The following is a 13,373-nucleotide window of genomic DNA, read 5'->3' on the forward strand; positions in this document are numbered from 1 at the left end:
GTCGGCTCACACCGCGTTCAAGCGCCGGATGGCAGAAACCTCTTCATGGCGGGGGCCATGGAGAAGAACAGTGAAGAACCCAATGAAAGCCATAGCGATCGCCGCGACCGCGCTTACCGCGGGCTCCAGCCCCGCCCTTGCCCAGGATCGCTGGGATTGGGGCGGCGGACGCCAGGGCGACCGCGAATACGGCCTGGTCGGCGCCGGCGTGCCGATCCTCTATCGCGAATTGCGCGCGACCAATCGCGGCCGCGCCTTCGTGATGCGCAATTTCGACTTCAACCATGACGGACGGGTCAGCCCGCGCGAGGCCAACGCCGCCAATCGCGCCTTTGCGCAGGTCGCCGGCCAGCGTCGCGACCGGTTCGACTGGAGCTCGCGCGACCGCACCGTCGTGGTCGAGGAACGTGGCGGCGGATGGGATCGCGGCGCGATGCGCGGCTATGGCTTCCGCCAGACGTCGCGCGGCGCCACGCTTCGGCTGCAGGAAGACGTGCTGTTCAAGACCGACAGCGCGGTGCTGCGCCCCGGCGCGATCGAGAAGCTGCGGCCGCTCGCTTCCTATCTGCGCGCCGAACCGGGTGTGCGCGTCGCGATCGACGGCTATACCGACAGCCGCGGCACCGATGCGCACAATCAGGACCTGTCGGAGCGTCGCGCGGCCAGCGTGCGCACCGCCTTTGACGAGCTGGGCGTGACGCGGGCGCGGTTCGCGGTGGTCGGGCATGGCGAGGCGGATCCCGTCGCCACCAATGCCACGGCAGCCGGCATGCGGCAGAATCGCCGGGTCGAAGTGACCTTGCTCGGCCAGCGTGCGGACCGCTTCGCCCGCGCCGATTAAGCTGCTGAAAACCGGATGTTTCGGGACGGTCGTCCGCCGGGCGCGGGCGGCCGTCCCAACATGGCATTTTGCTTCCGTTTCCGCGCCTCAATCCCTATATGCTTGGCATGGCAGAAGATCCCAACACGAACGATTACGGCGCTGATTCAATCAAGGTGCTGAAGGGCCTCGACGCGGTCCGCAAACGTCCCGGCATGTATATCGGCGATACCGACGATGGTTCGGGCCTCCACCACATGGTGTTCGAGGTTTCCGACAATGCGATCGACGAGGCGCTGGCCGGTCATTGCGACCGGATCGACATCACGCTCAACCCCGACGGCTCAGTCTCGGTGACCGACAATGGCCGCGGCATTCCGACCGGCATCCACTCCGAAGAGGGCGTGTCGGCGGCCGAGGTCATCATGACTCAGCTCCATGCCGGCGGCAAGTTCGAGAACACCTCGGACGACAATGCCTATAAGGTATCCGGCGGCCTGCACGGCGTGGGCGTCTCGGTGGTCAATGCACTCAGCGAATGGCTCGACCTGACGATCTGGCGCGACGAGACCGAGCATTATATGCGCTTTGCGTTCGGCGACGCGGTGGCGCCGCTCAAGATCGTTGGCCCGGCGCCGGGTCGCAAGGGCACGCGGGTGACCTTCCTGCCCAGCCCCGCCACCTTCAAGATCGTCGAGTTCGATTTCGAGAAGCTCGAACATCGCTACCGCGAGCTCGCCTTCCTCAATTCGGGCGTGCGCCTGTTCCTGAACGACGCGCGGCACGAAGAGCTGAAGACGATCGAGCTGTTCTACGAGGGCGGTATCGCGGCGTTCGTGAAATATCTCGACCGCAACAAGGTTCCGCTGATGCCGGACCCGGTGGCGATCTCGGGCACCCGCGACGATGTGACGATCGACGTCGCGCTGGAGTGGAACGACAGCTATTACGAGAATGTCCTCTGCTTCACCAACAATATCCCGCAGCGCGATGGCGGCACGCACCTCGCCGCGTTCCGCGCCGCGATGACACGAACGCTCAACAATTATGCCGAGAAGTCCGGGCTCCTGAAGAAGGAGAAGGTCACGCTGACCGGCGACGACATGCGCGAGGGCCTTACCGCGATCGTCTCGGTCAAACTGCCCGATCCCAAGTTCAGTTCACAGACCAAGGACAAGCTGGTCTCGTCTGAAGTGCGCCAGCCGCTGGAAAGCCTGATGGCGGACAAGCTGGCCGAGTGGCTCGAGGAGAATCCCGGGCATGGCCGGTCGATCGTCGCCAAGATCATCGATGCCGCCGCTGCCCGCGAGGCCGCCAAGAAGGCGCGCGAGCTGACCCGGCGCAAGGGGGTGATGGACATCGCCTCTCTGCCCGGCAAGCTCGCCGACTGCCAGGAGCGCGATCCGGCCAAGTCCGAGCTGTTCCTGGTCGAGGGCGACTCGGCCGGCGGATCGGCGAAGCAGGGCCGCGACCGGCATTTCCAGGCGATCCTGCCGTTGCGCGGCAAGATCCTGAACGTCGAACGCGCGCGCTTCGATCGGATGCTGTCGAGCCGCGAGATCGGCACGCTGATCCAGGCGATGGGCACCGGCATCGGCCGCGACGATTTCAACGTCGAGAAGCTGCGCTACCACAAGATCGTCATCATGACCGACGCCGACGTGGACGGTGCGCATATCCGCACCCTGTTGCTGACCTTCTTCTACCGGCAGATGCCCGAGATCATCACCAATGGGCACCTCTTCATCGCCCAGCCGCCACTGTACAAGGCGACGCGCGGTCGATCCGAAGTCTATCTGAAGGACGACAACGCGCTCGACGAATATCTGGTCGAGAATGGCGTTGCGTCGAGCGTGCTGGAAGGCGCGGGCGGCGCTCGCAGCGGCGCCGATCTGCGCTCGCTGGTCGATCATGCCCGGCGCATGCGCACGCTGATGCGGTACGTTCCGCGCCGGTACGACCCGACCATGGTCGAAGCACTGGCGATGAGCGGTGTGCTCGATCCGACCCTGTCCAACCAGGCGCGCGGCGTGCTGCTCGAAACGGTGGTGCGTGGGCTCGACGCGGCGGATGCGGACGCGCGCTGGTCGGCCTCGGTCACTGAGGAAGGCAGCATCCAGTTCAAGCGCATCTGGCGCGGCGTGACCGATCATCACATCATCGAGGCAGCATTCCTCGGCTCGGCCGAAGCGCGCAAGCTGCATGCACTGGCCGCCGAACAGGGTGATGCGTTCGTACAGACCGCCAAGCTCGTCTCGACCAAAGCTGCCGCGGCGGCGCAGGCCGAAGCGGACGCGGCCGAGGAAGAGGATGACGCCCCCGTCGCGCTCGGCAAGGGCGAGACGATGGTCGCCCGGCCGAGCCAGTTGCTCGACGCGATCCTGCTTGCCGGCCGCAAGGGTCTGGCGATCTCGCGCTACAAGGGCCTGGGCGAGATGAACGCCGAGCAGCTGTGGGAAACCACGCTCGATCCGCAGAACCGGTCGATGCTCCGCGTCGAGATCGAGCAGGCCGATGTGGCCGACGAGATCTTCACCCGGCTGATGGGCGATGTCGTTGAGCCCCGCAGGGAGTTCATTCAGGACAATGCGCTGAGCGTGGTGAATCTGGACGTGTAGAAGATCCAAATCTAGGGAGACGGGCATGAGGGTAGCATTGACGGGCGCCGCGATCGTGGCGCTGATGGCGACGGCGGCAATCGCGAAGGACCATCCGGCGGCCGAGACCAGAAAGGCCGTCACCGCCGCCCTCGCCGATCCGGCTCGGACCGACCAGGCCGTCGACGATGCCCGGCGCAAGGCAGCCGAGACGCTGATCTTCGCCGGCGTCGGGCCGGGCGACACGGTGATCGATTATCTGCCGGGCCGGGGATATTGGACTCGCATCCTGACCGGCGTGGTCGGCCCCAAGGGCCATGTCTACCCGATGTGGCCGGCCGTCTCCGGCGCGAGGGCAACCGCGACGATCGACGCGCTGAAGGCAAAGAACCTGGCGAACGTGACGCCCGTGGTCGGGGCCACCGACATCCCGAGCAGCGACACGCCGGTCGACCTGTTCATGACGGTCGAGAATTACCACGACGTCGCCAATTCGGGTGGCGAGGCCGCGCTCGCGGCAGTGAACAAGGGGGTGTTCAACCTGCTGAAGCCCGGCGGCACCTATCTCGTGATCGACCATGCCAGCGCCGCCGGCACCGGCCTGACCACCACCAAGACGCTGCATCGCATCGACGGCGCGGCCGTGAAGGCCCAGGTGATCGCCGCCGGCTTCAAGTTCGTCGGCGAGAGCAAGGTGCTGAACAATCCGGCCGACGACCACAGCCTGCCGGTGTTCGACGAGAAGATCCGCGGCCACACCGACCAGTTCATCTACAAGTTCCGCAAGCCGGGCTGATCCGGCGCGGAGACGGGGGTGCTGGGCGATCGCTCGCCTGTGCCGACGCGATGCGCGACCGCCGCAACCATACGGCGCCGCCAGACCGTCGACGGCGTGCTCACGGCAGGCGCAGGCGGCCGTCGATGATCTCGATTAGGGTTGGATTGCGACACTCGAACCAGCGGAGATCCCGATGACCAACGACACGATGGACCTGCAAGCGTTTCTGCGGAAGAGCCCGGATGCGGACTTTCTGCGCGAGATGACTTCGCCTCCTGGAAGGACCGCAAGGGCCGGGCGACAGCGCTCAAGCAGATTTACGCCAAGCTTGCGGACGTAGAACGATTGATAACTCATATCGCGTCCTTTATCGATATCGGGTCGATCTACAGCAGGCTTTTCCGATCCCTATACCGACGGATTCATCGATTTTCGAAATGTTAGCTGGCGGAGGGCTTGCTGCTTTAGGAGCGCGGATACATGGTAGAAATGGTGTGAAGTTGGGTTTGCTGCGGCGATTGCGTAGCACTGTCCCGTCAAACAAAAAGACACCTCAAATGGAGAATGCCACGATGGGCACGCCTGGAATGTCTGGTCTCGGGATAGGGAACAGGTCGGATCAAGTGCGGGTGTTTGGACTTATAAGGCTGGTGGGCCACGTCTGGGAAGCCAGCTCCGATCCAGTGCGCATCAATGTTTCGGTAGGTGGTTCCGAAGCTTCGTTCGGAGCGGCAGAGTGCGTTGTCTCTTCCTCGCCGAGCGATTTGCGCATCGAAGTCAATCTGATGACGCATCTACTGCCGAACGGCCCTGCGAACGCTATAGTGTCGGTTGATTTCGCGGACGGCAGCAGGGCGGCATTTCCCGCAAAGCCGCTCATTGTGAACAACAATACTCCGCTGGGTGCCCAGGTTGCGGAAGATCTGCGCGCTCACGGCACCGGCGCGATCCAACCGCGCGTGATCGATAGCAAGATCTTCCCTTACGAGAAGGGCAGGGCCAGGGCGTGGTTTGACGAAATTGAGCCTATCGAGGTTCCCTTGAGCTTCGATCCACCCGCCGACATGGAAAGGGCGCACCGCCATTTAGAGAGGTGGGGCTTTTGCATTCTGCCCGAACAGCTGCCACCGGATCTGATCGAGGAGTTCACGATCGAGCTTGACGAAGCAATCGAAAGTGGCCGCCTGCATTACGAGAAAGGGACCAGCCAGCGCATCCACGAAGCACACCGACTTGAAGCTGGCAGAAAGATATGGCTTTATCCGGAAGTTATGGCATTTCTTAAGTCGCACTTTCGCGACACGCCTAGTGCTTGCCAGACTTTAACCTATGTAAATGGTTCGGAGCAGAACGCTCATCAGGACACGATTCATCTCACGCCCTATCCTGCCGGCTTTATGTGCGGTGTCTGGATCGCGTTGGAAGACGTTCAGCCGGACTCGGGCGAGTTGTTCGTTTATCCTGGTAGCCACAAATCCCAGAGGTTACGGGCCGGCGACCTAGGCTTGGAGAAGGTGGATCAAGATTACTCCTCTTATGTAATCTTTGACGCGGAGGTACGCCGACTGTTGGAGGAAGGCGGCTACGAACGTGCGGCCTATCGACCCAAAGCTGGACAGATACTTGTCTGGCATGAGAATCTTGTACACGGTGGCAGTCCGCGCATCGACCGGGAGAAAACACGCCTCTCGATCGTGAGTCATTATTTCGCGAAAGGCGCTGTCGCTTATTACGACAGCCGCGGTGAGGCGGGAGCCCTTGAGCTGTTGCCTGAAAACGCATGAAAACGGTTGTTCTGTCCGGAGTAAATCGAGGCATTGGGGAGGCTGTCGCACGCGCTTTTCTGCGCGCTGGATGGTTTGTGGTGGGCATTGGGCGTTCCCCCCCACCATGGGCAACGGAGGAACATGAGCGCCTATCCTTCCATCATTGCGACATGGCCGATCACAAAGCTGTGGAGACGGCCTGCGCCAGCATCCAACGGCCTGTTGACGTCCTCATCTGCAACGCGGCGAGTTTCGGACCACGCGCCTTCCACACACGTGAGTTCGATCCCGACGATTTTGTAGCGACTTTGTCTGTCAACGTCGTAGCGCCGATGGTCTTGGCGAAATCCTTGCGGCATCAGTTGCTAGCTGCCGAGGGGAAGCTGATAGTCATGATGAGCACCGGCAACGCCTCCCTGTCTGGAAACACCGACGGATCAATGCTGGCGTATCGGGCAAGCAAAAGCGCGCTCAACCAGATTGTCCGCAACCTCGCGGCCGAGTGGGGTCCAGAGGGTTTCGTGGCGACAGCTCTAAATCCCGGCTGGGTCAGGACCGATATGGGAGGCGAGCAGGCGCCTCTGAGCCCCGATGAAGCGGCGGTGGAGATTGTGAACTTCGTGGAAGAGGTGGCGACGCCCGCGCTCAATGGCTGCTTCGTCAATACAGACGGTTCCCCGCTGCCCTGGTAGATTGGACTGTCAGGATTTCGGTGCGCGCGCGAGCATAATGAAAAACGGGGCCAGTGCGGCCCGACGCGCGGCGGACTTCGGGGCTGGTCGCGACGCCCGCCGTGGCGAGCGCCTCGATCAGCGTCGTCTTGCCTGCCCGAACCCGGACCGCCTGTGAGAACGAACAGGCGGTCCGTGTCCATCGATAATATCAGAGCTTCTCCGTCAGCTCCGGCACGATCTTGAACAGATCGCCGACCAGGCCGATGTCCGCGACCTGGAAGATCGGGGCGTCCTCGTCCTTGTTGATCGCGATGATCGTCTTGGAGTCCTTCATGCCCGCCAGATGCTGGATCGCGCCGGAGATGCCGATCGCGATATAGACTTCGGGGGCGACGATCTTGCCGGTCTGGCCGACCTGATAGTCGTTGGGCACATAGCCCGCGTCCACCGCGGCGCGCGAGGCGCCGACACCCGCGCCGAGCTTATCGGCGAGCGGCTCGATGATCGAGTGGAAATTCTCCGAGTTCTGCAGCGCGCGGCCGCCCGACACGATGATCTTCGCGCTGGTCAGCTCGGGACGCTCGGACTTGGCGATCTCGGCGCCGGCAAAGGTCGACAGACCCGTATCGCCCGTCGAAGCGACGGCCTCGATCGTGCCCGAACCGCCTTCGGTCGCTGCCTTGTCGAACGCCGTGCCGCGCACGGTGATGACCAGCTTGGCGTCCTTCGTCTGCACCGTGGCGATGGCGTTGCCGGCATAGATCGGACGCGTGAACGTGTCCGGCCCTTCGACCGACAGGATGTCGCTGATCTGCATCACGTCGAGCAGCGCAGCGACGCGCGGCGCGATATTCTTGCCGTTCGAGGTAGCCGGGAACAGCACGGCGTCGTGATGTCCCATCAGCTCGACGACGAGCGGCGCGACATTCTCGGCGAGCGCATGCACATAGGCAGCGTCGTCAGCGAGATGGACCTTGCCCACGCCGGCGATCTTCGCGGCTTCGGCAGCGACGCTATCGACGCCCTGGCCCGCGACGAGCAGATGGACGTCACCGAGCTTCGACGCGGCGGTGACCACGGCGAGCGTGGCGTCCTTGACGGCCTTGCCGTCATGTTCGACCCAGACGAGCGTCTTCATTTCGCCACTCCCATCGCCTTCAATTTGGCCACCAGTTCATCGACATCGGCGACCTTGACGCCGGCCGAACGCTTGGCGGGCTCGACGACCTTCAGCGTGGTCAGGCGCGGGGAGATGTCGACGCCGTAATCGGCGGGCGTCTTCTGCGCGAGCGGCTTGGACTTGGCCTTCATGATGTTGGGCAGCGAGGCATAACGCGGCTCGTTGAGGCGAAGATCGGTAGTGATGATCGCGGGAAGCTTCAGCGTCTCGGTCTCCGAGCCGCCATCGACTTCGCGCGTCACGGTGACCGAGTCGCTGGTCAGCTCGACCTTCGAGGCAAAGGTCGCCTGACCGACGCCGAGCAGGCCGGCGAGCATCTGGCCGGTCTGGTTGTTGTCGTCGTCGATCGCCTGCTTGCCGAGGATCACCAGATCGGGCTTTTCCTCCTCGACGATCCTGGCAAGCAGCTTGGCCACGCCGAGCGGCTCGACCTTCTCTTCCGAGACGACCAGGATCGCGCGGTCGGCGCCCATGGCGAGCGCGGTGCGCAGCGTTTCCTGCGCCTTTTGCTCGCCGATCGAGACGACGACGATCTCCGTGACGCCCTTGTCTTTCAGGCGGATCGCCTCTTCTACCGCGATCTCGTCGAACGGGTTCATGCTCATCTTGACGTTGGCGAGGTCGACCCCCGTCCCGTCGGCCTTCACCCGGGGCTTTACGTTATAGTCAAGCACGCGCTTGACCGGGACCAGCACCTTCATTGCAATCCACTCCTGTGACCGAACGCTTCCCGGGGAGGGAAAAGGTTCAGGCGGCCGCTTTCACCTCGGCGACGATCTTGCGGGCGGCATCGCCCAGATCATTGGCGGGGACGATCGCGAGACCGGACGTCGAAAGGATCTTCTTGCCCTCCTCGACATTGGTGCCTTCGAGCCGAACGACCAGCGGCACCGAGAGGTTCACTTCCTTCGCCGCGGCGACGATGCCCTCGGCGATGATGTCGCACTTCATGATGCCGCCGAAGATGTTGACCAGGATGCCCTTCACCGCCGGATCGGCGAGGATGATCTTGAACGCCGCCGTCACCTTCTCCTTGTTGGCGCCGCCGCCGACATCGAGGAAGTTGGCCGGGAACATGCCGTTCAATTTGATGATGTCCATCGTCGCCATGGCGAGGCCGGCACCGTTGACCATGCAGCCGATATCGCCGTCGAGCTTGATATAGGCGAGGTCGTACTTGGACGCTTCGAGCTCCGAAGGATCCTCCTCGGTCTCGTCGCGCAGCTCCATCAGGTCCTTGTGGCGGAACAGCGCATTGGTGTCGAAACCGACCTTGGCGTCGAGCACCAGCAGCTTGTTGTCGTCGGTGACGGCAAGCGGGTTGATCTCGATCTGCGAGGCATCGGTGCCGATAAAGGCGTCGTACAGCTTCGACGCGACATTGGCGGCTTGCTTGGCGAGATCGCCCTTGAGCCCGAGCGCATTCGCCACGGCGCGGCCGTGATGCGGCATGAAGCCGGTCGCGGGATCGACGTCGAAGGTCTGGATCTTTTCCGGCGTGTCATGCGCGACGGTCTCGATGTCCATGCCGCCCTCGGTCGACACCACGAAAGCGACTCGGCCGGTGGCGCGATCGACGAGGAGCGCGAGGTAGAATTCCTTGGCGATGTCGACGCCGTCGGTGACGTAGAGGCGGTTGACCTGCTTGCCGTGCTCGCCGGTCTGGATCGTCACCAGCGTGTTGCCGAGCATGTCGGTCGCCGCCGCGCGGACTTCGTCGGCAGTGCGGGCGAGCCGGACGCCGCCCTTGGCGTCGGGGCCGAGCTCCTTGAACTTGCCCTTGCCGCGGCCGCCGGCGTGAATCTGCGCCTTCACCACATAGAGCGGCCCGGGCAGCTTGCCTGCCGCGGCCACTGCTTCATCCACGCTGAGCGCCGCAAAGCCTGCCGGGACGGGCACGCCGAATTTCGCGAGAAGCTCTTTGGCCTGGTATTCGTGGATGTTCATGGGGCTCACATGCCTTTCGAAGATCGGGGATGCTGGAGCCTTAAGCACAGGGTGGACGGCGAATCCACCCCCGCAAGCATCAGCGGGCCAGACCAGTGACGCAAAGCGCGGCCGAGCTGGCCGTCACGCCGACGATCTCCGGGTCCCGGAGCGAGCGCACCCGGTAGAGAAACTCGTCGAGATCGCGTGCGCGCTCCGCCTTGCCCAGCCCGGCGAGGCGGCGAAGCTGCAGCAGCGACAGGCGATCGACCATGCGGGCGGCCATGCATCCGGCGACCGGCTGCGAGATGCCGGCACTGACGAGTCCCTCGCGCGTCATCGTCTCCGGCGTCGAGCAGCCCGATATCAGCAGCGGCAGCAAGACGCCGATCGGCAAGAAGCGCATTTCATCCATCCTGTCGTGCAACTCCGGTCGGGCACGGCTATATCGTACCGCATGCATTGGACAATCGGCCTGATCCTGTTCCTCGCCACCGTTCTGGGGATGGAGGGCTTCGCTTATGTCGCGCACCGCTGGATCATGCACGGACCGGGCTGGTTCCTGCACAGGAGCCATCATCGCCCGCGCACCGGCGCCTGGGAGCTGAACGATCTCTACGCGGCGATCTTCGCCGTGCCCTCCTTCGTGCTGCTGCTCGGCGGGGTCCAGCTCGGCTGGTGGCCGGGCTTCGCCGGGATCGGCGCGGGGATCGCGGCCTATGGCGCGATCTATTTCGGGTTTCACGACGTCATCGTCCACAAGAGGCTGAACCACCGCTATCTGCCGAAATCGACCTATATGAAGCGCATCATCCAGGCGCACCGGCTGCACCATGTCGTCGAGACCAAGGCCGGCACGGTCAGCTTCGGCTTCCTCTGGGCGCCGAAGCCCGAGGCGCTGAAGGCGGAGCTAAAACGCCGCGGCCATGCGGGAATGCGCGCGCCGGCGGGCGAGGGAGCGGAGCGCTAGATGTTCGACTGGATCGGCCGCACCCTGTTGCTGGTCCTGAGCGGGCTTGCCACCTTCGCGATCCTGGCCTCGCTCGAATCCGCCTCGCGCGGCAACGGCACCCTGCGCAGCGGCATGCCGCCGGCCGAAAGCGCGCCCGATCCCCGCGCGCCACCGCCCGAAGCCGTGCGGGAAGCGCCGGCGCCGGGCGGTGCGGAGCCCGGAACGCCGGTCCCCGCCGGCCAGCCGCTCCAGCGCGTCGCGGTGCCGGGCGCCGCGGCGCAGGATGCCGGCGCGCAACTGCTCGAGGCGCTGACCTATGCCGTGCTGGCGCTCGCCGGCTTCGCCGCGGCGATCCTGATCGTGCTGCTGCGCATCACCGCACATCTCGCCCGCATCGCCGAGCGGAGCTGAACCATTCCCGACTGGTATTTCTACGCGCTCGCGGTGCCGGCGGTGACGCTGATCGGTCTGTCCAAGGGCGGGTTCGTCGGCATGGGCGCCTTGTCGCTGCCGATCCTGGCGCTGGCGATCTCCCCGGTCAGGGCGGCGGCGATCCTGTTGCCGATCCTGATCGTGCAGGACGTGGTCGGCGTGTGGGCGTTCCGCAAGCAATGGGACGGGCATGTGCTGGGCTGGATGCTGCCGGGATCGCTGATCGGCATTGCGCTCGGCTGGTTCTTCGCGGCGCGGGTGTCGGAAAGCGCGGTGCTGGGCGTGGTCGGCGCGATCTCGATCCTGTTCGGGACCTATCGGCTATGGGTCGACCGGCGCGGGGCGATCGCGGCACCGGCACGATCGCCCGGCTGGGTCGGCACCCTGTTCGGCATTGCCTCGGGCTTCACCAGCCAGATCGCCCATGCCGGACAGCCGCCCTTCCAGATCTGGGTGATGCCGAAACGGCTCGAGCGCGACGTGCTGGTCGGCACCACCGCGATCTTCTTCGCGGTCACCAACTGGCTGAAGGTGCCGGCCTATTGGGCGCTCGGCCAATTCAGCCGCGAGAATCTGCTGGCGGCGACGACCTTGCTGCCGGTGGCGATCGCCTCGACCCTGGCGGGCGTGTGGCTGGTGCGACGCGTGTCCCCGACGCGCTTCTACACCGCGATCTATCTGCTGATGGTGCTGGTCGGCGTAAAACTCGTCTGGGACGGCCTCGCCTGAAGCAACGGCGCCTCTATCCGACAGTCACACGAGCCTCTTCCGCGCCTCGTTATTGGGAGACCGCCCAATATCCGTCGAATTTCGCGACCCACTTGCGAGGGGGCTGAATCGGGGCTGATCTTGCGTGCTGTCGACCGGTCCAACAGCGTTACAGTGCGACGTCATGGCGGGCGGCGGCCGAGTTCCCGGGCGTCGGATCGCACCCACTTGCAGTCGATCCGCGAATAGTCGCGGAATTACGCGACCCCTATCGGCATTACTGTGCGCTTTATTTGACGCGGATTCCGCCCGTCATCGCCCGACCGGGCGTCGCTTTCTTCACCTAGTCAAAGAGCGACGAGACCGAGGTCTCGTCCGCGATCCGCTTGATCGCCTCGGCCAGCAGCGGCGCGATGGTCAAGTGGCGGATGCGCTTCGCGTTCATCACCACATCATGGCCGCCGATTGAATCAGTGATGACCAGTTCCTCGAGGGACGACCCTTCGACCCGCGCCACCGCGCCGCCCGACAGGACCCCGTGCGTGACATAGGCGACCACGCCCTCGGCACCCGCTTCCTTCAGCGCGGCGGCGGCGTTGCACAAGGTGCCGGCCGAATCGACGATGTCGTCGATCAGGATGCAGAAACGCCCCTCCACTTCGCCGATGATGTTCATCACCTCGGATTCGCCGGCGCGTTCGCGGCGCTTGTCGACGATCGCGAGCGGGGCGTTGTCGAGCCGCTTGGCCAGCGCGCGGGCGCGGACCACGCCGCCCACGTCAGGCGACACGACCATCAGGTTGCGGTCGCCGAAACGCGTCAGGATGTCGGCCGACATGACCGGTGCGCCGTAGAGATTGTCGGTCGGGATATCGAAGAAACCCTGGATCTGTCCGGCATGGAGATCGACCGAGAGCACGCGGTCGGCCCCCGCGACGGTGATCAGATTGGCGACCAGCTTGGCCGAGATCGGGGTGCGCGGCCCGGGTTTGCGGTCCTGCCGGGCATAGCCGAAATAGGGGATCACGGCAGTGATGCGCTTGGCCGAGGCGCGGCGGAGCGCGTCGATGCAGATCAGCAGCTCCATGAGATTGTCGTTGGCCGGATAGCCGGTCGACTGGAGCACGAACACGTCCTCGCCGCGGACATTCTCCTGGATCTCGACGAACACTTCCTCATCGGCGAAGCGGCGCACGCTCGCATTGGTGAGGGGGATTTCGAGATAGTCCGAGATCGCCCGCGCCAGCGGCAGGTTCGAATTGCCCGTCATCAGTTTCATACGCATATCCTCACCGGCGGACCTGGCCGTTGCCGGGCGCTCTTAGCCAGCACTGCGCTAAGGGGAAAGGCCCGTTGCACGCCGGGTCGCGCGCCGACGCTCACGCCCAGAGTCCGATGACCAGCCCCGAACGGCACGAATTGCATGGCAAACGGCCAGCGATGGTGTCGATCTGATGCATGGCACCCGTCCCGAAACGGCTCTCCCTTTGCGCATCGTACCATGACCGGGGCCCAGCGTCCCGGTTGTTGCGGCCCGGCG

13 protein-coding genes are annotated in these 13,373 nt (G+C 64.4%); 8 read left to right on the plus strand and 5 right to left on the minus strand.

Annotation, left to right across the window (positions count from 1 at the left end; genetic code table 11):
• Window positions 1-82 precede the first annotated feature (82 nt).
• The 5 genes from ACZ1I5_RS20825 to ACZ1I5_RS20845 all read left to right on the plus strand — a co-directional run bounded on the left by ACZ1I5_RS20825 (window position 83) and on the right by ACZ1I5_RS20845 (window position 6,653).
• Window positions 83-841, plus strand: a complete 759-nt coding sequence (locus ACZ1I5_RS20825) for an OmpA family protein (protein ID WP_465171140.1) — start codon at window positions 83-85, stop codon at window positions 839-841.
• Window positions 842-948: 107 nt separating this feature from the next.
• Complete coding sequence (gene gyrB, locus ACZ1I5_RS20830; RefSeq protein ID WP_465171141.1) at window positions 949-3,438, plus strand: DNA topoisomerase (ATP-hydrolyzing) subunit B; 2,490 nt, start codon at window positions 949-951, stop codon at window positions 3,436-3,438.
• Window positions 3,439-3,463: 25 nt separating this feature from the next.
• A complete protein-coding gene (locus ACZ1I5_RS20835) occupies window positions 3,464-4,213 on the plus strand; it encodes a class I SAM-dependent methyltransferase (RefSeq protein ID WP_465171142.1) in 750 nt (249 codons plus the stop codon).
• A gap of 539 nt (window positions 4,214-4,752) precedes the next feature.
• Complete coding sequence (locus tag ACZ1I5_RS20840) at window positions 4,753-5,979, plus strand: phytanoyl-CoA dioxygenase family protein (protein ID WP_465171143.1); 1,227 nt, start codon at window positions 4,753-4,755, stop codon at window positions 5,977-5,979.
• On the plus strand, window positions 5,976-6,653 hold the full coding sequence (locus ACZ1I5_RS20845) for an SDR family NAD(P)-dependent oxidoreductase (RefSeq protein ID WP_465171144.1): 678 nt from the start codon (window positions 5,976-5,978) through the stop codon (window positions 6,651-6,653). Before ACZ1I5_RS20840 ends, ACZ1I5_RS20845 begins: the two co-directional genes overlap by 4 nt.
• A gap of 190 nt (window positions 6,654-6,843) precedes the next feature.
• Here the strand turns inward: ACZ1I5_RS20845 and ACZ1I5_RS20850 are convergent, their stop codons facing one another.
• From ACZ1I5_RS20850 to ACZ1I5_RS20865, 4 genes are all read right to left on the minus strand, one after another.
• Window positions 6,844-7,773, minus strand: a complete 930-nt coding sequence (locus ACZ1I5_RS20850) for an electron transfer flavoprotein subunit alpha/FixB family protein (protein ID WP_465171145.1) — start codon at window positions 7,771-7,773, stop codon at window positions 6,844-6,846.
• Entirely contained in the window at window positions 7,770-8,516 is a 747-nt protein-coding gene (locus ACZ1I5_RS20855; RefSeq protein WP_465171146.1) for an electron transfer flavoprotein subunit beta/FixA family protein, read from the minus strand. Before ACZ1I5_RS20855 ends, ACZ1I5_RS20850 begins: the two co-directional genes overlap by 4 nt.
• A 46-nt stretch (window positions 8,517-8,562) precedes the next feature.
• Entirely contained in the window at window positions 8,563-9,762 is a 1,200-nt protein-coding gene (gene sucC, locus ACZ1I5_RS20860) for an ADP-forming succinate--CoA ligase subunit beta (protein WP_465171147.1), read from the minus strand.
• A 79-nt stretch (window positions 9,763-9,841) separates the two neighbouring features.
• Complete coding sequence (locus ACZ1I5_RS20865) at window positions 9,842-10,147, minus strand: hypothetical protein (protein WP_465171148.1); 306 nt, start codon at window positions 10,145-10,147, stop codon at window positions 9,842-9,844.
• Window positions 10,148-10,198: 51 nt separating this feature from the next.
• On the opposite strand from ACZ1I5_RS20865, the gene ACZ1I5_RS20870 reads away from it, so the two are divergent.
• The 3 genes from ACZ1I5_RS20870 to ACZ1I5_RS20880 are packed head-to-tail and all read left to right on the plus strand — an operon-like array spanning window position 10,199 to window position 11,854.
• Window positions 10,199-10,711, plus strand: a complete 513-nt coding sequence (locus ACZ1I5_RS20870; protein WP_465171149.1) for a sterol desaturase family protein — start codon at window positions 10,199-10,201, stop codon at window positions 10,709-10,711.
• A complete protein-coding gene (locus ACZ1I5_RS20875) occupies window positions 10,712-11,104 on the plus strand; it encodes a hypothetical protein (RefSeq protein ID WP_465171150.1) in 393 nt (130 codons plus the stop codon).
• Between the two features lie 42 nt (window positions 11,105-11,146).
• A complete protein-coding gene (locus ACZ1I5_RS20880; RefSeq protein ID WP_465171151.1) occupies window positions 11,147-11,854 on the plus strand; it encodes a sulfite exporter TauE/SafE family protein in 708 nt (235 codons plus the stop codon).
• Between the two features lie 322 nt (window positions 11,855-12,176).
• On the opposite strand, the gene ACZ1I5_RS20885 is transcribed toward ACZ1I5_RS20880, so the two are convergent.
• Complete coding sequence (locus ACZ1I5_RS20885) at window positions 12,177-13,112, minus strand: ribose-phosphate pyrophosphokinase (protein WP_465171152.1); 936 nt, start codon at window positions 13,110-13,112, stop codon at window positions 12,177-12,179.
• Between the last annotated feature and the right edge of the window lie 261 nt (window positions 13,113-13,373).

It is taken from the genome of Sphingomonas sp. BL-S-30 (genome assembly GCF_055521475.1).

What these genes read in the sequence shown, in the direction of transcription:
- ACZ1I5_RS20875 (WP_465171150.1), top strand. Translation starts at nt 10,712, where the DNA reads ATGTTCGACTGGATCGGCCGCACCCTGTTGCTGGTCCTGAGCGGGCTT.
- sucC (WP_465171147.1), bottom strand. Translation starts at nt 9,762, where the DNA reads ATGAACATCCACGAATACCAGGCCAAAGAGCTTCTCGCGAAATTCGGC.
- ACZ1I5_RS20850 (WP_465171145.1), bottom strand. Translation starts at nt 7,773, where the DNA reads ATGAAGACGCTCGTCTGGGTCGAACATGACGGCAAGGCCGTCAAGGAC.
- gyrB (WP_465171141.1), top strand. Translation starts at nt 949, where the DNA reads ATGGCAGAAGATCCCAACACGAACGATTACGGCGCTGATTCAATCAAG.
- ACZ1I5_RS20870 (WP_465171149.1), top strand. Translation starts at nt 10,199, where the DNA reads ATGCATTGGACAATCGGCCTGATCCTGTTCCTCGCCACCGTTCTGGGG.
- ACZ1I5_RS20840 (WP_465171143.1), top strand. Translation starts at nt 4,753, where the DNA reads ATGGAGAATGCCACGATGGGCACGCCTGGAATGTCTGGTCTCGGGATA.
- ACZ1I5_RS20845 (WP_465171144.1), top strand. Translation starts at nt 5,976, where the DNA reads ATGAAAACGGTTGTTCTGTCCGGAGTAAATCGAGGCATTGGGGAGGCT.
- ACZ1I5_RS20835 (WP_465171142.1), top strand. Translation starts at nt 3,464, where the DNA reads ATGAGGGTAGCATTGACGGGCGCCGCGATCGTGGCGCTGATGGCGACG.
- ACZ1I5_RS20825 (WP_465171140.1), top strand. Translation starts at nt 83, where the DNA reads ATGAAAGCCATAGCGATCGCCGCGACCGCGCTTACCGCGGGCTCCAGC.
- ACZ1I5_RS20865 (WP_465171148.1), bottom strand. Translation starts at nt 10,147, where the DNA reads ATGCGCTTCTTGCCGATCGGCGTCTTGCTGCCGCTGCTGATATCGGGC.
- ACZ1I5_RS20885 (WP_465171152.1), bottom strand. Translation starts at nt 13,112, where the DNA reads ATGAAACTGATGACGGGCAATTCGAACCTGCCGCTGGCGCGGGCGATC.
- ACZ1I5_RS20855 (WP_465171146.1), bottom strand. Translation starts at nt 8,516, where the DNA reads ATGAAGGTGCTGGTCCCGGTCAAGCGCGTGCTTGACTATAACGTAAAG.